Origin of the sequence: Streptomyces sp. NPDC004126, assembly GCF_050275515.1 — a bacterium.
GTDB lineage: Bacteria > Actinomycetota > Actinomycetes > Streptomycetales > Streptomycetaceae > Streptomyces.
Window position 1 is genome coordinate 130,238 of the sequence record NZ_JBNNPF010000020.1, and the last position, 22,823, is coordinate 153,060.

Sequence of the window (22,823 nt, forward strand, 5' to 3'; positions counted from 1 at the left end):
GTGCTCGGAAATCGTGGTGTTGTCCTGACCGTGGTGGCGGCCGCGTACGGCATGTCCTCCATGGGGGACCAGATGGCGATCCTGTCCCTGACCCTGCGGCTGCACGACCAGGGGCACTCGGGCGTCGCCGTCTCGGCCCTGGTCGTCGCCGGGGTGCTGCCGCTGGTCGTGGTCGGGCCGCTGGCCGCCCCGCTGGTCGACCGGGTCGAGAGCGGCCGGCTGGTCGTCGTGGTGGCGGCGCTGCAGGCGCTGGTCAGCGCGGGGCTGGTGTTCGTGACCGGCCTGGCCGGCACGCTCGTGCTGCTGGTGCTGCTCGGGGCCGGGCTGGCCCTGGCGTCGCCGGCGCTGCTGCTGCTGGTCCCGCGGATCGTCGGCGCCGACGGCACCGCCCGCGGCTACGCCCGGCTCGACGCCTTCCGTTCGGCCGGCAACGTGGCCGGGCCGGCGCTGGCCGGTGTGCTGATCGGCGTGTTCGACGTGCGCGTCGTCCTGCTGGCGAATACGGCCACTTTCGTCGCCATGGCCGTGGTGCTGTCCTGCCTGGGGATCCGGCGCGAGCCCGTGGCGGGGTCGGGCGGGAGCTGGCCCGCGCAGGTCCGGGAGGGGGTGCGGGTCCTGGGCGGGGACCGGTTGCTGCGTACCGCGATCCTCGCGCTCGCGTCGGCGATCGTGTTCACCGCCGTGCTGAGCGTGGCCCGGGTCTTCTTCATCCGGGACGATCTGGGCGTGTCGGGCACCGGGTACGGCTTCCTGGTCAGCGCGCACACCGTCGGGATGCTGGCCTCCTCCACGCTGATCGCCCCGCGGGTCCCGCTGGAGTGGCAGCCGCGGGTGCTGGTCGGGTCCGGGGTGCTGATGGGGACCTCGCTCGCCGTCGGGGCCGCCGTGCCGGTCTTCGCGCTCGCGCTGGTCTCGTTCGTCCTGACCGGGGTCGCCAACTCCCTCCAGGGCCTGGCGATCCGCAACCTCATCCACGCCCGGGTCCCCGAGCAGGTACGCGGCCGGGCCTTCGCCACCTCGGGGGCGACGCTGAACGGGGCCAACCTGGTGGGGACCGCGCTCGGCGGGCCGGCCACGGCACTGCTCGGCGGGGCCGGGGCCCTGGAGCTGGCGGGGGCGGGGACGCTGCTCGTGACCCTGGCGGGCAGTCCGGTGCTCCTGCGCCGCCGCGCCGGCGCGGACGTTCCGGAGCCCTCCCGGGCCCCGGAGCAGGCAGCCGGTCCCGCGGAGGAGTAGGCACGGACGCCGGTGGCCGGTTTGCGCTCCCGCGCGTTGACGGGCCGTCGGGGCGTCCCTAGCGTCGGAAATCGACCGGTGACGGTCGAGTAAGTCGTGTCTCTGATCTCAGAGGGTGCCAGGCGGACCTGCCACCCGTCAGAGGGGGAAACCCATGTCCAGCACGATACTTCCCGGTAATCCCGTGATACGAGAACTGGTGCTCCTGGGCGACTCCGCGCCCGGACGCCGGGGTGGGCGCACCGTCGTCGCCCAGTCCCACTGCGAGATCGACCTCGCCTCCGACGAGGCACTGGAACGCTGCGTCCAGGCGTTGCGCGCCTCCGACGAGCGGCTCGCCGAGCAGTCCGACGGCCCGTACGACTGGCAGCGGACCTGGGTGGAGCGCAACGGCCGGGCCGGCGGCACGGTGGTCTTCGACGTGGCCTGGTACGACGAGGAGTTCTTCCGGCAGAAGAAGGACACCTTCCTCGCTCCCGGACACCTCGCCATGTACGCGAACATCGGCGCCGAGGACGGAGCGGTGCAGGTCACCCACTGGCACAAGGTCGACTGACGCACCGCCGGACGCGCGGCGGGGACCCGGTCCGGACGCAGGGCCGGGTCCCCGCCGCCTGCTACGGGGCCTGCTCCGCGGGGTCTTCGTCCTCGTCGGACGCCAGTGCGGCCGGCAGCGGCAGCCCGTACTTCTCGCACAGGAACCGGGTCTGGCAGTACCGCTGGGCGTCGGCGGCCACTCCCCCGAGGACCGCGGAGTTCATGCCGGCACCGATGAGGACGCCCACGAAGGGCACGACCTTGGCGACGTTCTGGACCGGCACCCGCGCCCCGGCCGGGCCCAGTTGCCGCATCAGCTTCTCGAGGGCGGCCACGAGGCGGTGGTCGTGGCGGAGCTTCTCCGACCACTTCACCCGCCCCTTGAGCGCCTGCGCCGCCCGCGCGGTGTCGCTCAGCGGTTTGGCCTTGGCCGCCTGTGCCATGAAGGACCGGCGTACCAGGCGCTGGATGAAGTCCTGCTCGGCGGGGTCCTTGGCGTCGTAGCCGTAGGAGTACGCGATGCGGGCGGCGATGGAGGCGCTGAGGACCTGGATGACGAGGATGTCCGCGGTCATCGCGACGGGTATGCCGGCGACGGGGACCATGGCCAGCATGCCCATGGCGCCGCCTTCGAAGGCGCCGGCGGTGCGCCAGGCGAGGGTGTTGCGGGAGAGCAGCCGGTCGCAGGCCTTGAGGTCCTGTTGCCGCAGTTCGGTGAAGCTGTCGATGTCGGCGCCCCGTTTGCGGGCGAGGTCCTCCACGTTCTTCGGGTCGTTCAGTTCCATGGCCCAGTCGTTGACCAGTTCGAGGAGCGCCGCCGCGGCCCCGAGCACCGGGCGCATGGCCTTGTGGGCGACCGCGTCGCCCGCGCGGCGGACCGGTTGGGCGACCACCTGCGGTACGGCGTCGGCGACGCGTCTGGCGGCGTTCCCCGCGGCCTCGCCGGTGCGGCCGAGGGCGGCGCTCGCCCAGTTCGGCAGTCCACGGCGGTTGTTGCGGCGCTGCCAGTGCTCGTTGAGCGCGTCCCACACCTGCGCCTCGTACTCGCTCATGGACATCGCACCGTCGACGAGTGGGGCGGTGTGACTGCTCATCGGTTCTCCGTTCCGGCCGTGATCGCTGGGTCCACCATGCCCTACCGGCCGCCGCGTTCTCCCGGGATCGGCCTTACCGGCGTCAGGGGCGGACCGTTACCCCGATCGGGTAGGAGCGGGGCGGGTGCGCGGTGGGGCGGGCGGGGCCCGGGCAGAGGACGGGGTGGGAACCCGACACACCTCGGAGGCGCTTCACATGTCCGTTCTCTTCTTCGACATCGGGGCCACGCTGGCGGACGCCCGGATGGAGCCCGACGGCTCGCTGACGCTGCGGCCCCGGCCCCGGGTGGTCGCCGTCCTCGATGCCCTCGCCGGCGTGCGCAAGGGCATCGTCTCCAACCCCGGGCCGGGCGAAGGGGCGGCCGAACGGGCGGCGGCGGCCCTCGAAGCGGCGTTTCCCGGACGTTTCCCGGACGCGGGTCTCGTGCACTGGGGCGTGAAGGACGGCCGCGGGATCTTCGACCGGGCGGTCGCGGGCGCGGGCGGTGTACCGGCCGACGGCTGCGTGTTCGTCGGTGAGGACGCGCAGGAGCGGGCGTTCGCGCGGGAGGCGGGGATGCGGACGGCTCCGCATCCGGTGTTCGCGTCCGCGGCGATGGAGGGTCGTCCCGTGTTCTCCGCGCGGATCGGCCTGCCGGAGGGGCGGGGTCTGCCGGAGCTGGCGGCGGTGGCGGACACGACCGAGGCCGTGCCCTTGCCCGTGGCGTCGGAGCGGCTCGTGCGCGCGATGGCGAGCGGACTCGGCGCCGAGGCGCTCGAACGCGCCGGCTTCCCGGTGGAGCTGCGGGAACCGGTGGATGACGGCCTGCCTTCCTGATCCGCGCCGAGGGCTCCGGCGCCTAGTGGGGGTCTTCGGGGTGGGGGCCGGTGGCGTACGGGTTGGGCTGGTCTTCGGCGAGGACGCCGACGAAGGGCTCGCCCTCCCCCGCGAAGGTGTACGCGCCGCCCTCGATCCGGTCGATGAGGCCGCGGGTCCACGCGGCCTCGCTGTCGGCCGAGTGGACCCACATGTTCATGATCTCGCCGATGTGCCCGAGCTGTCCGGGGCCGCCCTCGGGCGTGTAGTACTCGGTGACCGAGGCCCGCCACTGCCGGAGCCGTTCGGTCCGCTCCGTGAGGAGCGCGACGGCCTCGTCCCGCGGCAGGTCGACGATGAATCCGATGCCGGCCGAGAGGACGTCCGTCTTCTGGTCGTAGGAGGTCAGCGCCTGGCGCAGCAGGGCGAGGTACTCCCGGGTGCCCTGGTCGGTCATCTCGTACTCGACCCGGGGCGGGCCGCCCGCGGTGCTCGGCGCGACCTCGTGGGCCAGCAGGAGGCCCTCCTTCGCCATCTGCTTGAGGGCGTGGTAGATCGAGCCCGGCTTGGCGTTGGACCATTCGTGGGCGCCCCAGAACTCCAGGTCGTTGCGCACCTGGTAGCCGTGCGCCCGTCCGTGCTGGCGGACCGCGCCGAGGACCAGCAGGCGGATCGCTGACATGGGCGTCTCCCTTCAAGACAAGTTTGACTAGCTTAGGGCTCCGCGGGTCGGCCGTCGGGCGCGAGGCCCTCTAATCAAGTTTGACTACTCTTGGTCCGGCGCCGTACGGTAACCCCGGTAGTCAAGTTTGATCAGCGAACCGGAGGCCTCCCCCTGCCCCTCCAGCCACGACCGTCCGACGCTTCGATCACGTACCGAGGGAGTAGCCGTGCCCCTGCCCGAAACCGTTTCCGGTGACGCCGCGACCGCGCTTCCGCCGCTGTCCGTCCAGGCCGAGCGCCTGATCGAGCTCGGGGTGCCCGGGATCGCCGGGATCTCCGCCGCCGAACTGCGGGCCTTCGCGGGCGCGGGCGGCGACGGGGTGCTGCTCGCCGTCCACCCGGACCGGGCCCCCGCCTCCGCCCTCGCACCGCTGCTCCGGCGGGAGGGGAAGTCCGGCTTCGTCGTCGCCGACATGCACGACGTCGACCGGTTCGCGCCCCACCGGGTGGAGCTGCCCGACGCACCCCTGTACCTCGTCGGCGGCCTCGACCGCGGTGACCGCATGGCCAACTGGAGCCCGGAGGAGGCACTTCCCGTCCTCACCGGGGAAGGACGCACCCCGCTCCTGCTCAGCGAGGGCATCCACTGGGTCCTCCAGCAGCCCGCCGTGCTCGACCGCAACCACTGCTTCATGACGATCGGTTCGCGCCTGGTCAAGGCCAACGGCACTCCGGACGCGCGCACTCCGGCGATCTGGATCAGCAACGGGACCGGGCGGGACGGCCGCGAGCGGCGCAACGCGCCCAAGGTCGGCTGGTGTTGGTGGAACAACCGGCACACGTGGCTCGGCTTCGCCTCCGCCGCGGACCGCCGGGCGTAACCCGCCGGAGGCATGCCGTGCGCCGCCCTCGGGCGTTGGTCCGGGCCGCAATCATGCTGCCCGGCACCAAAGTTGCGACCCTCCCCCGTGGAGATCGCTGCCTTCGGGCGGCGCATACAGCCATACGGAAGGCCCCTCGCGAAGGCGGGGGGCCGCCCCATTGGCGGCATGGGCAAGATCCTGCTGCACCAGCCTGCGACTGTCAACAATAGTTTGCACATACCTCAACTCGGTTGCGGTTCCATGACCTTGTCCCATCCTCGGCCCGGGAATCCGCTGCCGGTGCGCCACCGTCGGCGCGGAGGGCTTTAGGCCCTTCCCTGCCAAGGCGAAAGCGGCGATGATCGTGGCACTCGCCGTCCCGGCCGCCCCGCGCGCCCGGTGCCGGCAGCCGATCGAGCCAGCAGGAAAGAGACCGATGAGCGGCACGGGGGACGAACGGGCGTCGCTGATCTCGGCACGTCTCGACTTCCTGTTCGCCCACATCTTCCCGAGGGACGGCGGTCCCCAGTCGCAGGACGCCGTCAGCCTCGCCACGGGCGTGCCCGTCGCCCTCCTGCAGCGCCTCCGGGCGGGCGATCCCGTCACGGAGGGCGCGGACGACGACCCGTTCACCGCCAGGCTGGAACACCTGCTGAAGACCCGGATGACCACCGAGGGCAAGCCGCACACCCTCACGGACGTGGCGAGGTCCTGCGGGAAGTCGCGGACCTGGCTCTACAACCTGCTCGACGACAAGAGCAAGCCGAGCCTGGAGTCCACCAAGCTGCTCTGCAGGATCTTCGGGGTGGACCCGTCCTTCTTCACGGACGGCCCCCTGGAGGCCCTCGCGCGGCACTTCGGCATCGAGGCCGGAGCGCGGTTCTTCGTGCTCCCCGATGACGACGAACTGGTGCAGGAGACGAAGAGCCAGGTGGAACTGGTCGCCCTGCTGCGGGAGGTCGGCGCCCCGGCCGTCCTCAGCCGCTACCTCGGCACCATGCCCACGGGTACGCCCCGCGCCGGGGCCTGACCCGCCGGTCCGGCGGGCACGGCCGGACCCGCGTGCCGCGCCGCCGGAAGCCCCGGGCAGCCATTCGGGGCCCGCTCCTTTACGCTGCCGTGAGGTCACAGTGGGCGGCCCGCGGATGCGGGGCCGCCCACGAGTGATGCGGCAGACCCGTGGACCGGACGAAGTGCCCGTCCCGCAGCGGGTCTTGTGGGAGGAGAGGCCGGCCGTGACGGGAATCAGGGCAACCGTCGGGATCGTCGTGGAGACGGTCCGGGAGATCCGTACCCTGCGCAGGTTGCGCAACACCTTCTGCTCCCGGCTGGGGCTGCCCGCGCACCCGACCATCGACGCGGTCGTCTCGGCCGTGTCCGGGCACTGCGGAATGCCGATCCGGATCCTCCACCTGCCGCTCAAGTACCCGCTCACGGGCGGGCTCCTGCAGGGGCCCGGCGAACTGATCGTCGTGGTCGACAAGGACTCGCCGAGCATCCTGCAGAACTTCGTGATCGCCCACGAACTGGCGCACGCCTTCCTCGGGCACGATCCGGAGACGGCGGGGCACGACCTCCAGGACGAGCTGCTCGCCAGCCTGGCGCCCGCGCTCAACCCCAAGGTGGCCCGCATGATGCTGGCCCGTACCTACTTCGACGGGCCCGAACCCGCCCATTCCCACGGCCAGAGTCCGCCCGAGCGGGAGGCCGAGACCCTGGGAAGGCTCATCGTCAGCATGATCACCAATACCGGCGGCAACTCGGCGACATCGGCGAGCTCTGCCCTGCGCCACAGGGGGACCGGTGTCTGAAGACACTGCGAACGTCGTCTACCTCGTCGTCGCCGCGATAGCCTCGTGCACCACCCTGGCGAAGTTCGTCGCCTGGCAGCGGGAGCGCTCCCCCGCCCTGCGGCTGATCGCCGTGTGCTCCGCGGTCGGAGTGGGCGCGTTCGTGTTCGCCACGCCCGTGGTCTACCGCGGCATCGCCGCACTCACGGGTGCGCAGAACCTCGCCGAGCTGCTGGTCTTCTTCTGCATCCTGGGCTTCTTCGCGCACACGCACGTCATGTCTCTGGTGTGGCGGCCCGTCGCCGAGCCGTCCTCCACGCGGAACGTGCTGGTGTTCCCGCTCTGCGTCTACGTCCTCGTCGGCGTGGCCATGGCCGCCGGGTTCCTCGCCGGCGGACTCGACGACGCGCCGCACCCGCTGGACTTCAACATCGCCTACGGCCGGGACCCCGGCGCCCTGGTGATGCTGGCCGCGTTCCAGCTGGGCCTCGGCTACGCGTCGGTCTCCACCGCCCTGCGCTTCCGCCGCAACGCCCTCTACGCCCAGGACGACCCCCGGCTGCGCCGGGCCCTGCAGCACATCGCCGTCGCCACCTGGTTCATCGCCGGATACGTGGCGTGCGTCGGCCCGGCCACCCTGGCCGGCGCCTTCGGCGTGCGCGCTCTGGAGCCCCTGCACAGCCTCGGCCCGGTCTCCGGCACCATCGGAGCGATCATCATCAACTGGGGGTTCTCGGGCGCCGCGATCGCCACCTGGCGCACCGACCGCCGGGACTACCTGGCGCTGGCCCCCCTGTGGCAGCTGACGCGCCGCCCGGACCCCCGGATCGCGCTGACCGAGCCCAACCAGGTCACCCAGCTCGGCCTCGTCTACGTACGGGACTGGCACCTGGTGACGCGCATGGCCGACATCCTCAGCGGGATCCGCAGCCTGTACCCGTACTTCAGCGACACCCCCGTCGACCGGATCCGCCGGGCCGCGCCGGGCGCCGGCTGGTCGCGGGACGAGGAGCACGCCGCCGCGGCCGCCGCGGTCCTGCTGCGCGCGGTGGCGCTCGCCGAGAGCGGGGCCGCCGTCGTCAGCGAGAGGGGCCGGCCGCTGCCGGGCGCCGGCCTGGAGCCGGCCGCCCAGCGCGCCCACCTGGTCCGCATGGCCCGCCACCTCGAACACCCCGACGTCCTGGCCGCGGCGGGTGTGGACACCGACGGGCGGCTGGTCACCGACACGGCCTAGGGGAGCCCGGTTCCCGGGGCGGGCGTCCGGTGGCGGCGCCGCCTCACCGCCCCGGCTGCGCGGCCTGCGCCCGGAGCGCCGAGGCGACGCGCCACCAGAACTCCGGGGTCCGCAGGGCGGCCGGCCGCCGCCGCATGTTGACGACGTCGAGGAACCGCTCGTTCACCCACGCGTCCGTCGTGGAGGCCCGGGCCATCCAGTCCGCCATCTTCCGGGCCATCCGGTAGCCCCGCGGATAGGGGCCCGTGACGTGCGGCTGTGCCAGGTCGGAGAGGGTCGAGACCTCCCAGGCGGCGTCCACGACGACCCTGACGTGGCGGAAGTAGGCATGGGCCGGCGCGTGGAGGTCCGCACCCTTGCGCAGGTGGGCGGCCAGGCAGGAGGCGTGCAGGAAGGCGCTGGTCATCCCCTGCCCGTACACGGGGTTGAAGGAGGCCACGGCGTCGCCCACCACGAACAGGCCGCCCGGCAGGCGGTCCAGCGCCCACCAGTTGCGCCGCAGCGAGTGCGACATGCCGAAGGTCTCGACCCCGCCGATCATCGCGCACCGGTCGGCCACCACGCCGAACGGACCTGCCTCCATCTCCCGCATGCGCCGCAGGAACTCCGCGGGGTCACGGGAGGGGCGCCGCTCGGCGTAGGCGACGATGACCGCCATCCACTGGTCGCCCTCCACCGCCGCCATGGCTCCCGTGTCCGGCTGCTGCGCGGCGCCCGCGGCGGCGGCGCCGGGCAGTTGGTGTGCCACGCTCACTCCGGGCAGTTCCCCGCCCCGGCGGAAGCGGGCGGTGGCGTAGCCCAGATCGATCCGCATGCGGTCGGCCGGGGGCTCCGGCCACCCCTCCGCCGCGAGCCAGGACGTCAGCCTGCTCGACCGGCCCGTGGCGTCGACGACCGCGTCGGCGGGCACCGCGGTCACGTCGGCCGAGCCGGCGGTGCGTACGCGGACGCCGGTCACCCGACCGCCGCGGATGTCCAGGCCGCAGGCCCTGCCCACCAACACCGAGACCCCGTCGTCCAGGACGGTCCGCCGGCGGACGTGGTCTTCGAGGAGGGTGCGGCTCACACCGATCAGCTCGTTGCCGGGAACGCTGACCTTGCGGGTCCCGTTCTCGAAGAGCTGGATCTCGTCGCCCGATCCGAGGACCGCTCCGTCCGCCACCAGGTCCTTCGACAGACCGGGGAACCAGCGTTCGGCCTGTGTCCGGCCCATGTCGAGCAGCGCGTGGAGCTGCCCGCCCTGCGGCACACCGCCCCGTGCGCCCGTCGTGGCGAGTCCGTCGGGCTCTACGACGGTGACCGCCAGGCCCTGGCCGCGCAGGGCTCGTGTCGCTGCGAGCCCCGCGATGCTTCCGCCCAGGACTACTACGTGTTGCACGTGCTCGCTCCCCCTCCTCCACCGGCCGGCCTCCCGTCCGGCGATCCGCACACCAGGATTCCGGCCCAATCTAAGGCCGTTCCGGTTGACGGCCAACGCGGAGGGTTCGCGGGCGGGCGGCGGGTGGTGGCGGTGCGTCAGCTCCCGGAGGGGCGGCCGGGCAGCCGGCGGAGTTCGAGGAGGGCCACCGCGATCTTCACTCCGGTGGCGATCGTCAGGGCCTGCAGGAACGGCATGCCCGTGAGCCACAGGGCCAGCATCATCACGGTGAGGACCAGGAACGCGGGAAGCAGGTTGGTCCGCGTGATCGCGGCCCTCAGGTGGCCTGCCGGGCTCCGGCTCGGCACCGCCGTACCGGTGGGACGCGCGGTGAGGCCTTCCCTCTCCTCCTCGGCTTGCGGCATCGCCCGCTCTCCTTCCCTCGTCTTCCCTCGTCCTCGTCTCCCGCCACGAGCCTCCGGTGCGTCCGGGCCCGCTGCCACTCCTGCCGCCCGCCCCCGCCGCCATCCGGCGTACGGATTCACCGCGACGGCGGTCCGGCGCGGAGGGGGCGCGCGGGGGCACGGGTGGGGGCGGGGCCGCGCATTCAGACATCCCGCCACCGGCTGACGTGAAATTGCCTCGCCGGACTCAGGTGTACACCCCATGCTTGATGAGGCCCGGGGCGGATGAGTCTTTCTCTCCGGGCCGTCTCCGCGCGTCCCCGTCATTTATCCGGGGCACTGCCCCGGTCACGATTGATCAAAGGGGTACTTCTGTCATGCGCCGTGTGAGTTCCTTGGCCGCTGCCGGTCTGTCCATAGCCCTCGCCTTCGCCGCGGCACCCCTCGCCGCCGCCACCGAGAGCTCGCCTGCGGCGTACACCTGCAACTCCGGGAACTTCTGTATCTACAGCGACTGGAACGGCGGCGGCGAGCGCTGCGAGTTCCCCGAGTCCCAGAAGGCGAACACCGCGGACAACTGCGCCTTCATCCAGTGGGGATGGAATGTCCGGTCCGTGTGGAACGGAAAGAACAACCGGGTCCAGTACTACACCAGCACCAATTACAATTCGCGTGTGGGATCCACGCCGGGCGGTCAGGGCGGAAATCTGATGGGCAACTACCAGATCCGGTCCTTCAAGAAGCAGTAGGGAATTCCCGTGCCCGTGCCGCGTGCGGTCCCCGGGGCCGCGGGCGGCACGGGCCGCCGCCCGTTCATCCGTCGATGTGTGAGGCGCGACACTGTCCCGGCGCCGGCGGCCGGCCATGGGTGATCATGACCGCATGGACGCCCGTTTCCTCGGTATCCCCGAGCTGGCCGAAGCCCCGTCCGCGGCGGTGGTGGTCGATGTCATGCGCGCCTTCACCGTGGCCGCCTGGGCCTTCTCCCGGGGCGCGGAGAAGATCGTTCTCGCCGAGTCGCTGGACGAGGTCCTGGCGCTCAAGGCCCGCCGCCCGGACTGGGTGGCGCTCAAGGACGGCCCGCCGGCTCCCGGGTTCGACGCCGTCAACTCGCCGGGGCTGCTCCGGTCCGCGGACCTCGGCGGGCGGACCGTCGTGCAGAAGACCACGGCGGGTACGGTCGGCGCCCTCGCGGTCAAGGACGCGTCGCTGGTGCTGTGCGCGGGCTTCGTGGTGGCGGAGGCGACGGCGCGGCTCCTGCGGGCGCGCGGGTGCGGCAGCGTCACGTTCGTGGTGACCGGCGAGGACGGGCGCGCCGAGGAGGATCTGGCGTGCGCCCGGTACATCGCCGGGCGGGCCGCGGGGGCCGGGGAGGACCCGGCGGATTTCCTGCGCCGCGCCGCCGGGTCACGCGCCGCCGCCGAACTGGCCCAGGGCGTACGCGAGGGGTCCCACCCCGATGACGTCGCGCTCTGCCTGGAGCTCGACCGGTTCCCCTTCGCCATGGTGGCCGCGCTGGAGGACTCGCACATGGTCCTGCGCCCTTTTGACGTGCCATCAGCCGCCGAGGACGCTCCGGCCGGTTCCACACCGCCGCGCTAGGGCGGGGCGGGTCCGGCGGCGCACTGGCCGGCCCGCCGGCCCGGCGGATCCCCGACGCCGGCGGGCATCAGCCCCTCGCGGGGCCCGGCTACGGCGTCGTGTCGCGGAGGTCGGGGCGGTTGCGGGGCAGGCCGAAGCCGGCCATCTCCTTCTCCTCGTGGGACAAGAAGCCCAGGCTCCGGTAGAAGGCGTGGTTGCGCTCGCCCTCCGGTGACGACTCGTGGTCCGTGGACAGGAGGAAGAACCGGCAGTGCGAGTAGCGCCGCATGAGGTGCTCGACCAGGGCGCGGCCGACGCCCTGCCGGTGGTGCGCGGGGTCGACCACGACGTCCTGGACGTAGCAGACGTGCTCGTCGTCGGAGATCGTCCGGGCGAGTCCGAGGAGGGCTCCCGACGCGTCCCGGGCCGTGATGACCAGGTGCGAGTTGACCAGTCCCCGGCACAGCCGGTCGACGTCACGGGTGTAGCCCTCCCACTCGACCGAGGCGTACAGGGCCAGCATCTCGTCGGGATCGAACACGTCCTCTTGCGCTATGAACATGCTGCCCCTCCGTGCGGCGGTGCCGTGACCGCTCCCCTGACCTGCCCGACACCGCATTCCACTCCGCCCGCACCGGTCACGTCAAGATCGGCATCGGCGGGTCAGCGGCCGAGGGTGTTCATCAGGATGATGGCGGCGAGGTCCAGCAGGATGACGGTGATCACACCGCCGATCATGATCCAGGCCCTGCGCGATTCGTCCACGTCCGCCACCTCCCGGCTCCGCCGCTCCCCGCCATGGTGGCGCGGTTCCGCGCCGGGCACATCTCGGGCGGGCGGAGCCGGGCGGACGACCCGGCGACGGTCAGGCGGGCCGGTCAGGCGGGCCGGTCCAGGCCCCACGTCTGCAGGACGAACGGCCGGCCCTTCTCCTCGCCCGTGATCGGCGGCACGTCGAGCAGGGCGAAGCCCGCCTTCTGCGCCACGGCGACGCTGGCGGCGTTCTCGGCCTCCAGTTCGAGGATCACCTGCTCCGCGCCCATCTGCTCGAACGCGTACGAGGCCATCACCCGCACCGCGCGCGCCGCCAGCCCCTGGCCGCGGTGCGCCGGGCCGACCGCGTAGCCGATCTCCATGCCCTCGGGGGCGCGGCGCAGCATGATCTCGCCGAGCGGTGCGCCGCCGTCGACGGTGATGGCGAGCAGGATGGTCGTGCCCTCCTGGCGCAGCTGCCGGTCCCGGGCCAGCCGGGTGTGGGCGGCCGCCTCGTCGAAGGGCGAGACGATCGGCGTCCAGTACGCGATGTCGGGGTGGTCGAACAGCTCCGGCATCGCGGCGAGGTCCGCCTCCGTCCAGTCGCGCAGGACGAGCCCCTCCCCCGTCAGCCGGATCCGCTCGGGCAAGGACGACGACGTGGCACTGCTCATGGTGTGGGACCTCCCGGGGGCCTGTTCAGGACGAGGCAAGATATCCGGGCCGCGACGCGGCCGCACAGGCATTTTCCCCGGGCGCCCGCGCCTGCTCAGGAGTGGGTGTCCGGGGCGGGCGCGTCCAGGGCCGCGAGCAGGCGGAGGCCGTCTTCGGCCGGGGTGTCCGGGGCCGCCGACAGCACCACGAGTTCCATGCCCGGTTCGTGCGGCAGTGCGAAGTTCTCCTGGTGCAGCTCCAGCAGCCCGACCAGCGGGTGCCGGTAGGCCTTCACGCCGTGGGTGCGCGCGCGTACGTCCGCGCGGGCCCAGAGGCGGCGGAAGCGTTCGCAGCCCATCGCCAGTTCGCCGATGAGGGTGGCCAGGCGGGTGTCCCCGGGGTGTTCGCCGGCGGCCAGGCGGAGGTGTCCGACCACGTCGCGGGTGCACTGCTCCCAGTCCGCGTAGAGGCCGGACTCGGCCTCTTCCAGGAAGAGGTGCCGGGCGATGTTCAGGCCCGGCAAGGGCCGGCCGAAGAGGAGCCCGGCGAGGCGGTTCCCGGCGAGTACGTCCATCCGGTGGTCCATGACCATCGCGGGTGCGCCGGCGACCAGGCCGAGGACGCGCAGCAGTTCGGGCCGGACCCGTCCGCCCGGCGCCTTGGCGCGGCGCCGGGGCTGCCGGGCGAGCCGGTGGAGGTGGCCGCGCTCGGTCTCGTCGAGGCCGAGGACGCGGGCGAGCGCGTCGAGGACCTGCTCGGAGGGCTGGGTCGCGCGGCCCTGCTCCAGGCGTACGTAGTAGTCGACGCTGACCCCGGAGAGGTGCGCCACCTCTTCGCGGCGCAGCCCTTCGACCCGGCGGCGGCCGTCGGCGGGTATGCCGACGGCGGCCGGGGCGACCCGGGCGCGCCGGGTCCGCAGGAACCCCGCGAGATCATCCATGCCCTCCAGTATGGCGCGAGTCGTGCGCGCCAGGGTGGTACTGCCGTTCCCAGGATGGCCGGTCCGATGGAAGGGCCGTCCCTGAACGCCGGCCGCCCCGGCGCCCAGGATGGGGGCATCCGATCCGAAGGAGTTCCCGTGAAGACGCTGATCGTCCACGCCCACCCCGAACCGAAGTCGCTCAACGGCTCGTTGAAGGACCTCGCGGTGTCCACGCTGGAGGGCGCCGGGCACGAGGTGCGGGTGAGTGATCTGTACGCGATGGGGTGGAAGGCGGTCGTGGACGCCTCCGACTACGGCCCGGACGCCTCCAGTCCGCTGAAGGTGGCGCGGGACTCGGGCCGTGCCTTCGAGGCCGGGACGCTCACGGCGGACGTCCTCGCCGAGCAGGAGAAGCTGCTGTGGGCGGACACGGTCATCTTCCAGTTCCCGCTGTGGTGGTACTCGATGCCGGCGATCCTCAAGGGGTGGGTGGAACGGGTGTTCACGTACCGCTTCGCGTACGGGGTCGGCGAGCACAGCGACACCAAGTACGGCGAGCGGTTCGGCGAGGGCACCCTGGCGGGGCGCAGGGCCCTGCTGTCGGTGACCGCCGGGGGCCCGGAGTCGCACTACGCGGCCCGCGGCATCAACGGCCCGATCGAGGACCTGCTGTTCCCGATCCACCACGGCATCCTCTACTACCCGGGCATCGAGGTCCTGCCGCCGTTCGTGCTGTACGGCACCGACCGGATGGGCGACGAGGAGTACGCGCAGGCCGCCCGGGCCTGGGAGGAGCGCCTGCTGACGCTGGAGTCGACGGAGCCGATCGCCTTCCGGCGGCAGAACTTCGGCGACTACGAGATCCCCTCGCTGCATCTGAAGGAGGGTCTGGAGCCCGCGGGCCGCTCGGGTTTCGGGCTGCACGTGCGCGGCTGACGGCGGGGGCGCCGCCCGAGCCTCTCCCGTACCGTCCCTCCGGAGGGAGGGTTTTGGCTTGAACTCGCCGTTTTCGGGGTTCGGGGGCCGTACGCCGCCCGGGACCGGGCCCCTGCGGGCCGCCTACGGGAGGAGCCGCTCCGGTGACGTCGCCCACCAGAACGTCAGCTGGGGCACCGTCTCCAGGCCCAGTGCCTCGCGCAGTTTGGAGACCTGTGCCGTCACGGTGCGCTCGCTGAGGCCGAGGTTCTCGCCGATCTGCCGGTGGCTCTTGCCGGCCACGATGCCGCGTACGATCGTCCGCTGGATCTTCGAGGTCTTGGCGTCGCCGTCGGCCTTCGCCGCGCCGGCGTCCGTCTCGCCCGGCAGCCACGGGTCGGCCCGCTCCCACTGCTGCCAGAAGTGCGCGGCGAGCACGGCGCACACGCCGCGGTCCCGGGTGTACCAGGCGGCCGCCGGCTGGACGGTGCCGTCGTCGCCGTAGACCTCGAAGAACGCGTGCTTGCGGTCCACGACGATTAACCGGAGGAAGTCCTCGCCGAGGGTGCGGACCTGGGCACCGGCCCGCGTCATGGTGGCGACCCAGTCCCGCTGGGTGGGGTTGCTCCGCCCGTTGGTGCGGTAGATCGTCCGTACGGTCACGCCGCGCTGGGCGGCCTGCAGGTCACGCGGCAGGGCGCCCTTGAGGACCTGCGGTTTGCGGTGTCCGGGCTGTGCGGTGAGGATCTCGGACTCGGCGGACTGGATGGTGCGTATCGTCTCGGTGTTGACCTCGGGGACGGTGCGGAGCAGGAGCGTCCCGAGCGGGCTGGGGCTGTAGTGGTAGCGCTCCTGCTCGGCTTCGAGCTCGCGCACGTGGGCGGGGACGGCGGCCAGGGCCGCGGTGACGCCGGTGAGTGCCTTCAGGACGGCGTCGGTGAGCTGGGTCTCCAGATAGCGGGACGGGGCGGGGACATACGTTCCGGGTTCGTGGGTATTGGGGAAGACGATGTCCCGGGTGAGGAGCGAGGCGAGTCCCGGCTCGTCGTCGGGCAGTACCTCGCCCCTCAAGGCCCTGCGGTAGGTGCGCAGTTCCACCGCGGTCAACCGGGAGGTGTCGGGGGCGGCGGCTATTTCCCGTTCCGTCATCAGATCTGTCTTCCTCTTCCTGAACTGCGGGTGGACGCAGTATCGCGAAGGTTGATCGCGCCCCTCTCCCGGTAGAGGCTTGATCCCGTGCCACAGGGCCCGTGGCGCGCAGAAGGCCCCGCTGCCCGCATCGTCCGCGGGGGTCGGGCCGGCCAAGGGAGGAACACCTTGATATCGATCAACATCCGGTCAACCATCACCGCCGTGCTGCTCGCGATCCTCGCGGTCACCGGACTCAGTGGTGTCGCGGCGGCCAGTGGGCCGGCCGGCACCAATTGGGGAATCGCAGCCATGGGAGAGGTGGAACAGCAGGCCGACGCCCGTGTCGTGTCCGCGGATTCACTGATCCAGCCGCCGGACTCCGACTGGGGATGATCCTCCCGCGCTGCGGCGCACAGCACCCGGTGTAGCGGTAACCCCGCCCTGCCGGGTGCGACGCCGTGTCCGGGGTCGGTCCGCCGCGAGGAGATCGCGCCCCTCGCGGCGGCCCGTCACCGCGTGGTCGGGGCCGTCGTGGCCGTCGGCGCCCCGCGGGGGACGGTGAACCGCAACTCCGGGCGCTCCCAGGGGACCTTCGGCGGGATCGGGGCGATCGTCCCCACCCGCTCGGCACCCATGCGCCGGTAGAACGGCTCCGCGGGCGGGTGGGACACCACGCGTACGCCGGTCAGCCCGGCTTCGGCGGCCTGGCCGATCATGTGCCCGATCAGGAGCCGGCCGACCCCCAGCCCTTGCGCCTCGTCGGCGACGAAGGCGAGGTCCAGCTCGGGCGGATCCAGGGTCAGGGAGTAGAAGCCGACCGTCCGGCCGGTGGTGTCGACGGCCGCGAACACCCGGTGCCGGGCCACGTATTCGGGGGTGAGGCGGTAGCCGGAGATGATCGAGGCGTACTGCCCCTGGTAGGCGCCGGACTGCTGGATCAGTGAGGTGAGGCGCTCCGCGTCCTGCGCGACGGCACGCCTGATCGTTATGGACTGCATCCACCGGAGTATAGGGGTGCCTTGCCAGTGTGACTATTACCGTTGTGGGTTGTCGGGGGACGGTCGGGAGGATGGGCACATGTGGCGACGGCTTCCGTTCGGGGGCGGGTTGCGGGCCGAGTTGGGGACACCCGGACGCGCCCGCAGGCTGGGCAGCAGCCCCCGGTCTCGGGTGTGGCGGGTCGCCCTGCCGGACGCGACGGTGGTGGTGAAGCAGGTCGTCGACGGCCCTGACGCCGACGAGCGCTATGCCCGCGAGGTGACGGCGCTGCGGCTCGCCGCCCGGGGGGAGACGCCCGTGGTGCCGGCCCTGCTGGCCACCGATCCCGGTGAACGGGTGCTGGTGCTGGAGCACCTGGAGCACCTGGCGCCGGGCGGGGACTGGATCGCCGGCTACGCGGGCGCGCTGGCGCGGCTGCACGCGAGCGCGGGCCCGGAGGACGCCGGGGCACTTCCCCGGTGGCGGGGCCCGACCCGGGCGGACGCCGACGCGTTCCTGCGCCTGGCCGGGGCCCTGGAGGTTCCCGTGGCGGCTCACACGGCCGGCGAGCTGTACGCGCTCGTGGAGCGGCTCGGCCGGGCGGAGGGGCACGCCCTCCTCCACGGGGACCCGTGTCCCGGCAACGACCTCCACACCGCTGCGGGGGTCAGGTTCATCGACTTCGAGCAGGCGTCGCTGGGCAGCGGCCTGACGGAGCTGGCGTACCTGCGCATCGGCTTCCCGACCTGCTGGTGCGTCACTTCGGCCGCGGAGCCGCTGCTGCGCCGGGCCGAGGCCGCGTACCGCGACGCCTGGCGCGCCGCGACGGGCTCCGAGGCCCCGGGAGACCTGACCGACGCGTGCGCCGGCTGGCTGCTCCGCGGCGACGCGCTCGTCGAGCGGGCCCGCCGCGAAGGTGCCGACCACCTGGCCCGGATTCCGCGCCGGGACTGGACGTGGGGCACCGCGACGGCCCGGCAGCGGCTCGCCCACCGGCTCGGGGTCGTCGCCGGGATGACCGCCGGCCAGGACGCGCTCCGCGGCCTGGGCGACCTCACTACGGCCATGCGCCGGAGCATGCTCGCCCGCTGGCCGGGGCTCGGGCCGGTCCCGGCGAAGCGGCCGTAGCGGCCGTGGCGGGTGCCGCCTATCCGAGCCAGACGACGTCCAGGACCGAGATGCGGCGCAGCGGCCGGTTGACCCAGTAGACGACGGACAGCGCGCCCGCGGACGCGATGCGCACGTCCTCGCCCTCGGGGTCGCCGGCGTCCCACTGCGCGAACCCCCACGGCCCGGCGGACGCCCGGTCCAGGACGTCCCAGGCCGCGGCCCCCGCGCCCTCGGGCAGCCCGGCGAGCACCCCGGCGGCATGCGGGGACAGGCGGATCGCGTACGACTGCCCGGCCATCACCCTCCGCTCCCCCGACCCTGCAAGGTCCTGCGTCCGCATTCTGCCGCACACCACCGGGCCGCCCGGCGAGCCGGGCCTCCCCACGGCGGCCGCGGGGGCGGCCCTCCTGCGGCGTCAGCCCCGGGGGGAACCGGGCCGTGGCGTCCGGCGTGGCATGTTCCGCCGCGGGAGGGGCCGTCACTACCCTCGGCGCATGGCAGACACGTTCGATCACGCTCCCGCGGTCTGGACCGCGAGGCAGCTGCGCTCCGCCCTGGCCGATGTTCCCGACGACGCCCCGATCAGCATCGGCGTCGCCGGTACCCCCGGCGACTTCGACGAGTACGACGAGTTCGTGCTCGTGGGCGCCGAACCCGTGGAGGTCGACCCCGGCGACGGTGAGGATCCCGGCACGCCCCAGGTCGAGTTCACCCTCTTCGCCGACGCCAAGGCGGGGCTGTACTACCTCGACATGGAGTGACACCGGCCGGGACCGGACCGGTCCCGGCCTCCCACCGCCTTGCCTCGCCTATTGAAAATCGATAGATTCACATCGTGATTCGATAGAAGGAGGGGCCATGGGACGACTGACGGTGCAAGCCCTGCGCGCCGTACTCGTGGTGATGCTCGCCGGCACGGTGTTCGTGCAGGCCTTGATGGTGTGGGCGCTGGCCGCGGACCCGGAGGACGGGACGCTGCCGCTGACCCCGCTCCGCGTGATCGTGATCCTGGGAGCCGTGACGGTCCAGGTCGTCCTCGTCTGCGTCTGGCGGCTGGTGGCGATGGTGCGGCGCGGCACGGTGTTCTCCCATGCCGCGTTCCGGTACGTGGACACCGTGATCGGCGCGTTCGTGGCGGCCGACCTGCTGGTGTTCGCGATCTTCCTGGTGGCGCGCTCGCAGATGGAGCCGCCCGGGTTCCTGTTCCTCGGCGGGGTCGGCATCGGGCTCGTCGGGGTCGCGCTCATCGTGCTGGTGCTGCGGATGCTGCTCGCCCAGGCCGTGGCGCGCGACGTCCAGGCGGCGCACATGCAGGCGGAGCTGGACGAGGTGATCTGATGGCGATCGTCGTCGACATCGACGTGATGCTGGCCAGGCGGAAGATGTCCGTGGGCGAGCTCGCCGAACGCGTGGGGATCACCCCCGCCAACCTGGCCGTGCTCAAGAACGGCCGTGCCAAGGCCGTGCGCTTCTCGACCCTCGCCGCGCTCTGCGAGGTGCTCGAGTGCCAGCCGGGCGACCTGCTGCGTTGGGAAGCCGAGGACACGGTGGAGGAGTCTGCTGCATCCTGGGCCTGAACTGCCCTACGTCGCAGGAGGAACCAGGTGGGTTTGAGCGGGCTGCGGGCGGGGGACCCGCAGCGGATCGGCGAGTTGGCGCTCGTCGGCCGGCTGGGCGCGGGCGGCATGGGCGTCGTCTACCTGGCACAAGGTCCGGACGGGCGGCTCGTCGCCGTCAAGCGGCTGCGCGAGGAACTCGCCTCGGACGACGGGTTCCGGGCGCGGTTCCGGCGTGAGGCCGCGACGCTGCTGCGCGTCCAGGGGGCGTGCACGGCACGGGTGCTGGCGGTCGAGGCCGAGGCGAACACCCCGTACGTCGTCATGGAGTACGTGCAGGGCCCGACGCTGTCGGAGTACGTCGGCGAACACGGGCCGCTGCGCGGCGACATGGCGCGGTTGTTCGCCGCCGGTCTCGCCGAGGCGCTCGTGGCGGTCCACGGGGCCGGCGTCGTGCACCGCGATCTCAAGCCCGCCAACGTCCTGCTGTCCGAACAGGGCCCCAAGGTCATCGACTTCGGCATCGCGCAGGCCGCCGACGGGACCGCGCTGACCCGTACCGGTGTCGCGGTCGGCACCGTGGGCTACATGGCGCCGGAGCAGATCCGCGGGCAGGCCGGTCCCGCGGCCGACGTGTTCGCGTGGGCCCTGACCGTCGCCTACGCCACCACCGGGCGGCCCCCCTTCGGCACCGGACCGGCCGACGCCGTGCTCTACCGGGTCCTGAACGAGGAACCCGACCTGGACGGCGTACCGCCCCGCCTCGGGGCACTGCTGACGTCCGCCCTGGCGAGATCGCCCGAGCAGCGCCCCGCTCCCCCGGAGCTGCTCGCCGAGCTGACCGGCGGCGGGGTTCCCACGGCCGAACTCCCCACCGAGACCGTCGCCACGGTGCTCGCCGCGGCGTGGCGGATACCCGGCGCTGCGGGGCCCCCGGCTCCGGTGCCGGGGCGGCGCCCCGCGCGGACCGCGGCCGTGGCGGCGGGGGCGGCGCTCCTCGTCCTGACGGCCGGGATCCTGTGGGCGGTACTGCCCGGCGACGGCCGCTCGACAGCCTCGGGGGCACCCGCCGCCTCGGGCCGGACCGCGAGCACGGCCCCGTCCTCTCCGCCGAACACGCGGGCGCCGTCCACCGCTTCGGGTACGGGGCAGGTGCCCGCGGCGCCCGGTCCGACCGCCGCCTCCCCGTCTGCTCCGCCGTCGTCCTCGCCGTCGTCCTCGCCGTCGTCCTCGCCCTCGGCGTCGACGGGCTCGATCGCCAACTCCCACAGCGGGCTGTGCGTCGACACCGACGGCCCGCAGCGGCCCGGACTGAACGTGGTGCTCCGCGCGTGCGGGAGTTTCACCGGCCAGATCTGGCACTACGACGAGACCGACGCGCGCCTCACGAACACACCCAGCGGACTGTGCCTGGACACGAACGGGAAGCCCGCCGGCGGGGTCACGGCGGTCCTCAACCCGTGCGGCCGGTTCACCGGCCAGCAATGGCGCTACGACACCGCCACCGGGCGGTTCGGCAACCCGGCCAGCGGCCTGTGCCTGGACACCGGCGGGCCACCGGCGCTCAACGTCGCCCTGGTGCTCAACCCCTGCGGCAACCACACCGGCCAGTACTGGCGGCTGTGAGCGCGGCCGGGGCCCCTTCCGCCCGGCGTGCCCGGGAGAGGCCCCCGGCCTAAAATGGTGCTGCCACGTCGGGGACCCCACCCGCGGCGCCCCGCGGTACCTCGCGAGGCGATTGCGAGGTACGACGTGCGAGGCATGACGCGGAAACTCCGGCGTGCCGCCCTTGCGACGGCAGCCGTGCCCCTGACCTTCTGGTGCGTATGGCCGGCCCCGCCGGCCGCCGCGGCCAGTACCCACACCGTCACCATGACCGGAACCCTGACGGTGTCGAACGCCCCGAGCCTGGGCAAGGGCCGCATCACGCAGAGCATCACGCTCAGCGGGATGACCCAGCTGAGCCACGACCGGCCCGACGGCACGATGACGTTCGCGAGGTGCGTGGCCGGGGAGACCCGGGGCGAGCTGTCCGTACAGGTCCACCTGCGGTCCGACGAGATGGTGGTGGCCACGCCCACGCTCCGGCTCTACGAGGGGTCGAGCTGCAACTCCAACGACCTCGACGGCACCTCCGGGGGCCTCCAGCAGGGCATCAGGCAAGGCGGGCGCAGCCCGAGCAACTGGGAGCTGTACGTGAAGAACGGCGAGGCCGGCTCCCCCGACTACGCGCGTGTCAACTTCAGCGTGTCGCAGAAGGGCAGCACCGGGATCGGCATCGGCAGTCCCGCCGAACCGTCGAACGTGGTCGCCACCCGTGACGCCGCCGACCCCACGCGCGTGAACCTGGAGTGGACGGACACCGCCACCGACGAGACGCGGTTCGAGATCTTCAACAGCACCCTCCAGCAGGCCAGGGGCGTGCCCGCGAACAGCACGTCGTTCGTCTGGACCGGCCTGCCCCCGGCAAAGCAGTGCTTCCAGGTGCGCGCGGTCAACGACGTCGGTCCGTCGGACTGGACCCCCTTCAACTCGAAGGTCGAATGCGCCTGACTGACCTCGCGTTCCTTATTCGGTGGCGCCGCACGGCGTGCGGGGGAGAATGCGGGCATGCGCATCAGAGCCGTGCGCCTGGACGAGCTGCCGCTGCTCCAGGACATCGAGCGGGCCGCCGGGCAGTGCTTCCGGGACATCGGCATGCCGGAGATCGCCGACGACGAACCACTCCCCCTCGGTGAGCTCGCCCGCTACCGCCACGCCGGGCTGGCCTGGGTCGCGGCCGACGGAGCCGACGTGCCGGCCGCCTACCTGATCGCCGACCGGGTCGACGGCAACCTGCACGTCGAGCAGGTGTCGGTGCACCCGCGCGGCGCGCGCCGGGGCGTCGGCCGGCTGCTGCTGGAGCACCTGGCCGAGCACGCGGCGGGCGAGGGGGCGCCCGCGCTGACCCTCACCACGTTCACCGGGGTGCCGTGGAACGCCCCCTACTACGCGCGCTGCGGCTTCCGGCTCATGGACGACGCCCGCCTCACCCCCGGCCTGCGGCGGATCCGGGAAACCGAAGCGGCCCACGGGCTGGACCGCTGGCCGAGGGCCTGCATGCGCCGGGTGCTGTGACGCCGGCCCGGCGCCCGCGGGCCCGGCCCGTCCCCCTCCCCATTACCTTCTTGGTGGCCCCGCAATGGGGCGCCCGGCCTCCGGAGTTGGCATGACTTTCTCCCCCTGTCGATCGCATGGCCTGGGGGGTGG

At 72.9% G+C, this 22,823-nt stretch carries 28 protein-coding genes; 18 read left to right on the plus strand and 10 right to left on the minus strand.

Annotated features, from left to right (window positions below; translation table 11 throughout):
* On the plus strand, nt 1-1,236 hold the full coding sequence (locus ACQKM2_RS20635; protein WP_427711611.1) for an MFS transporter: 1,236 nt from the start codon (nt 1-3) through the stop codon (nt 1,234-1,236).
* A gap of 154 nt (nt 1,237-1,390) precedes the next feature.
* Nucleotides 1,391-1,792, plus strand: a complete 402-nt coding sequence (locus tag ACQKM2_RS20640) for a hypothetical protein (protein WP_427711613.1) — start codon at nt 1,391-1,393, stop codon at nt 1,790-1,792.
* Between the two features lie 61 nt (nt 1,793-1,853).
* Here the strand turns inward: ACQKM2_RS20640 and ACQKM2_RS20645 are convergent, their stop codons facing one another.
* Entirely contained in the window at nt 1,854-2,867 is a 1,014-nt protein-coding gene (locus ACQKM2_RS20645; protein ID WP_427711615.1) for an EcsC family protein, read from the minus strand.
* 196 nt (nt 2,868-3,063) lie between these two features.
* Between ACQKM2_RS20645 and ACQKM2_RS20650 the strand changes: the two genes are divergently transcribed.
* Complete coding sequence (locus tag ACQKM2_RS20650) at nt 3,064-3,684, plus strand: HAD family hydrolase (protein WP_427711617.1); 621 nt, start codon at nt 3,064-3,066, stop codon at nt 3,682-3,684.
* Between the two features lie 22 nt (nt 3,685-3,706).
* Here ACQKM2_RS20650 and ACQKM2_RS20655 read toward each other — a convergent pair whose 3' ends face one another.
* On the minus strand, nt 3,707-4,345 hold the full coding sequence (locus ACQKM2_RS20655; protein WP_427711619.1) for a PadR family transcriptional regulator: 639 nt from the start codon (nt 4,343-4,345) through the stop codon (nt 3,707-3,709).
* Nucleotides 4,346-4,559: 214 nt separating this feature from the next.
* Here ACQKM2_RS20655 and ACQKM2_RS20660 point away from each other — a divergent pair, with 214 nt between their 5' ends.
* The 4 genes from ACQKM2_RS20660 to ACQKM2_RS20675 all read left to right on the plus strand — a co-directional run bounded on the left by ACQKM2_RS20660 (nt 4,560) and on the right by ACQKM2_RS20675 (nt 8,213).
* Nucleotides 4,560-5,207, plus strand: coding sequence for a DUF5701 family protein (locus ACQKM2_RS20660; RefSeq protein ID WP_427711665.1), 648 nt, complete (start codon nt 4,560-4,562; stop codon nt 5,205-5,207).
* Between the two features lie 418 nt (nt 5,208-5,625).
* On the plus strand, nt 5,626-6,219 hold the full coding sequence (locus ACQKM2_RS20665; RefSeq protein WP_427711621.1) for a helix-turn-helix domain-containing protein: 594 nt from the start codon (nt 5,626-5,628) through the stop codon (nt 6,217-6,219).
* Nucleotides 6,220-6,424: 205 nt separating this feature from the next.
* Entirely contained in the window at nt 6,425-7,000 is a 576-nt protein-coding gene (locus ACQKM2_RS20670) for an ImmA/IrrE family metallo-endopeptidase (RefSeq protein WP_427711623.1), read from the plus strand.
* Entirely contained in the window at nt 6,993-8,213 is a 1,221-nt protein-coding gene (locus ACQKM2_RS20675; protein ID WP_427711625.1) for a DUF6545 domain-containing protein, read from the plus strand. The genes ACQKM2_RS20670 and ACQKM2_RS20675 overlap by 8 nt, the downstream gene beginning before the upstream one ends.
* 43 nt (nt 8,214-8,256) lie before the next feature.
* Here the strand turns inward: ACQKM2_RS20675 and ACQKM2_RS20680 are convergent, their stop codons facing one another.
* Both ACQKM2_RS20680 and ACQKM2_RS20685 read right to left on the minus strand, forming a co-directional pair.
* The gene (locus tag ACQKM2_RS20680) at nt 8,257-9,591 is read right to left on the minus strand and encodes an FAD-dependent oxidoreductase (protein ID WP_427711627.1); all 1,335 of its coding nucleotides are present in this window, start codon (nt 9,589-9,591) and stop codon (nt 8,257-8,259) included.
* Nucleotides 9,592-9,728: 137 nt separating this feature from the next.
* Nucleotides 9,729-9,995: a hypothetical protein gene (locus tag ACQKM2_RS20685; RefSeq protein ID WP_427711628.1), complete on the minus strand. Its 267-nt coding sequence runs from the start codon at nt 9,993-9,995 to the stop codon at nt 9,729-9,731.
* Nucleotides 9,996-10,351: 356 nt separating this feature from the next.
* On the opposite strand from ACQKM2_RS20685, the gene ACQKM2_RS20690 reads away from it, so the two are divergent.
* Together ACQKM2_RS20690 and ACQKM2_RS20695 are read left to right on the plus strand one after the other, a co-directional pair.
* The gene (locus ACQKM2_RS20690; RefSeq protein WP_427711630.1) at nt 10,352-10,723 is read left to right on the plus strand and encodes a peptidase inhibitor family I36 protein; all 372 of its coding nucleotides are present in this window, start codon (nt 10,352-10,354) and stop codon (nt 10,721-10,723) included.
* Nucleotides 10,724-10,856: 133 nt separating this feature from the next.
* The gene (locus ACQKM2_RS20695) at nt 10,857-11,576 is read left to right on the plus strand and encodes a 2-phosphosulfolactate phosphatase (RefSeq protein ID WP_427711632.1); all 720 of its coding nucleotides are present in this window, start codon (nt 10,857-10,859) and stop codon (nt 11,574-11,576) included.
* 88 nt (nt 11,577-11,664) lie between these two features.
* Here the strand turns inward: ACQKM2_RS20695 and ACQKM2_RS20700 are convergent, their stop codons facing one another.
* The 3 genes from ACQKM2_RS20700 to ACQKM2_RS20710 form a co-directional block, all read right to left on the minus strand.
* The gene (locus ACQKM2_RS20700; protein ID WP_427711634.1) at nt 11,665-12,117 is read right to left on the minus strand and encodes a GNAT family N-acetyltransferase; all 453 of its coding nucleotides are present in this window, start codon (nt 12,115-12,117) and stop codon (nt 11,665-11,667) included.
* Nucleotides 12,118-12,433: 316 nt separating this feature from the next.
* Nucleotides 12,434-12,982: a GNAT family N-acetyltransferase gene (locus tag ACQKM2_RS20705; protein ID WP_427711636.1), complete on the minus strand. Its 549-nt coding sequence runs from the start codon at nt 12,980-12,982 to the stop codon at nt 12,434-12,436.
* A gap of 95 nt (nt 12,983-13,077) precedes the next feature.
* Nucleotides 13,078-13,902 (minus strand): helix-turn-helix transcriptional regulator, encoded by an 825-nt coding sequence (locus ACQKM2_RS20710; protein ID WP_427711638.1) that lies wholly within the window; start codon nt 13,900-13,902, stop codon nt 13,078-13,080.
* 138 nt (nt 13,903-14,040) lie between these two features.
* On the opposite strand from ACQKM2_RS20710, the gene ACQKM2_RS20715 reads away from it, so the two are divergent.
* A complete protein-coding gene (locus ACQKM2_RS20715) occupies nt 14,041-14,820 on the plus strand; it encodes an NAD(P)H-dependent oxidoreductase (RefSeq protein WP_427711640.1) in 780 nt (259 codons plus the stop codon).
* Between the two features lie 123 nt (nt 14,821-14,943).
* On the opposite strand, the gene ACQKM2_RS20720 is transcribed toward ACQKM2_RS20715, so the two are convergent.
* On the minus strand, nt 14,944-15,948 hold the full coding sequence (locus tag ACQKM2_RS20720) for a LuxR C-terminal-related transcriptional regulator (protein WP_427711642.1): 1,005 nt from the start codon (nt 15,946-15,948) through the stop codon (nt 14,944-14,946).
* A gap of 168 nt (nt 15,949-16,116) precedes the next feature.
* Here ACQKM2_RS20720 and ACQKM2_RS20725 point away from each other — a divergent pair, with 168 nt between their 5' ends.
* Nucleotides 16,117-16,323 (plus strand): hypothetical protein, encoded by a 207-nt coding sequence (locus ACQKM2_RS20725; protein ID WP_427711644.1) that lies wholly within the window; start codon nt 16,117-16,119, stop codon nt 16,321-16,323.
* A 116-nt stretch (nt 16,324-16,439) separates the two neighbouring features.
* Here ACQKM2_RS20725 and ACQKM2_RS20730 read toward each other — a convergent pair whose 3' ends face one another.
* A complete protein-coding gene (locus ACQKM2_RS20730; RefSeq protein ID WP_427711646.1) occupies nt 16,440-16,928 on the minus strand; it encodes a GNAT family N-acetyltransferase in 489 nt (162 codons plus the stop codon).
* A 79-nt stretch (nt 16,929-17,007) separates the two neighbouring features.
* Between ACQKM2_RS20730 and ACQKM2_RS20735 the strand changes: the two genes are divergently transcribed.
* Nucleotides 17,008-18,036, plus strand: coding sequence for a phosphotransferase family protein (locus ACQKM2_RS20735; RefSeq protein ID WP_427711648.1), 1,029 nt, complete (start codon nt 17,008-17,010; stop codon nt 18,034-18,036).
* Nucleotides 18,037-18,055: 19 nt separating this feature from the next.
* Here ACQKM2_RS20735 and ACQKM2_RS20740 read toward each other — a convergent pair whose 3' ends face one another.
* Nucleotides 18,056-18,316, minus strand: a complete 261-nt coding sequence (locus tag ACQKM2_RS20740) for a hypothetical protein (protein WP_427711650.1) — start codon at nt 18,314-18,316, stop codon at nt 18,056-18,058.
* A gap of 196 nt (nt 18,317-18,512) precedes the next feature.
* Here ACQKM2_RS20740 and ACQKM2_RS20745 point away from each other — a divergent pair, with 196 nt between their 5' ends.
* The 6 genes from ACQKM2_RS20745 (at nt 18,513) to ACQKM2_RS20770 (ending at nt 22,691) form a co-directional block, all read left to right on the plus strand.
* Nucleotides 18,513-18,779: a DUF6225 family protein gene (locus ACQKM2_RS20745; RefSeq protein WP_125817431.1), complete on the plus strand. Its 267-nt coding sequence runs from the start codon at nt 18,513-18,515 to the stop codon at nt 18,777-18,779.
* A 97-nt stretch (nt 18,780-18,876) separates the two neighbouring features.
* The gene (locus ACQKM2_RS20750) at nt 18,877-19,356 is read left to right on the plus strand and encodes a DUF2975 domain-containing protein (protein ID WP_427711652.1); all 480 of its coding nucleotides are present in this window, start codon (nt 18,877-18,879) and stop codon (nt 19,354-19,356) included.
* Nucleotides 19,356-19,595 (plus strand): helix-turn-helix domain-containing protein, encoded by a 240-nt coding sequence (locus ACQKM2_RS20755; RefSeq protein WP_427711654.1) that lies wholly within the window; start codon nt 19,356-19,358, stop codon nt 19,593-19,595. The genes ACQKM2_RS20750 and ACQKM2_RS20755 overlap by 1 nt, the downstream gene beginning before the upstream one ends.
* 27 nt (nt 19,596-19,622) lie before the next feature.
* Nucleotides 19,623-21,200 carry a protein kinase domain-containing protein gene (locus ACQKM2_RS20760; protein WP_427711656.1) on the plus strand — a complete coding sequence of 526 codons (1,578 nt, stop codon included), beginning with the start codon at nt 19,623-19,625 and terminating at the stop codon, nt 21,198-21,200.
* 246 nt (nt 21,201-21,446) lie between these two features.
* Entirely contained in the window at nt 21,447-22,127 is a 681-nt protein-coding gene (locus ACQKM2_RS20765; RefSeq protein WP_427711658.1) for a fibronectin type III domain-containing protein, read from the plus strand.
* Nucleotides 22,128-22,184: 57 nt separating this feature from the next.
* Complete coding sequence (locus tag ACQKM2_RS20770) at nt 22,185-22,691, plus strand: GNAT family N-acetyltransferase (protein ID WP_427711659.1); 507 nt, start codon at nt 22,185-22,187, stop codon at nt 22,689-22,691.
* Nucleotides 22,692-22,823 lie beyond the last annotated feature (132 nt).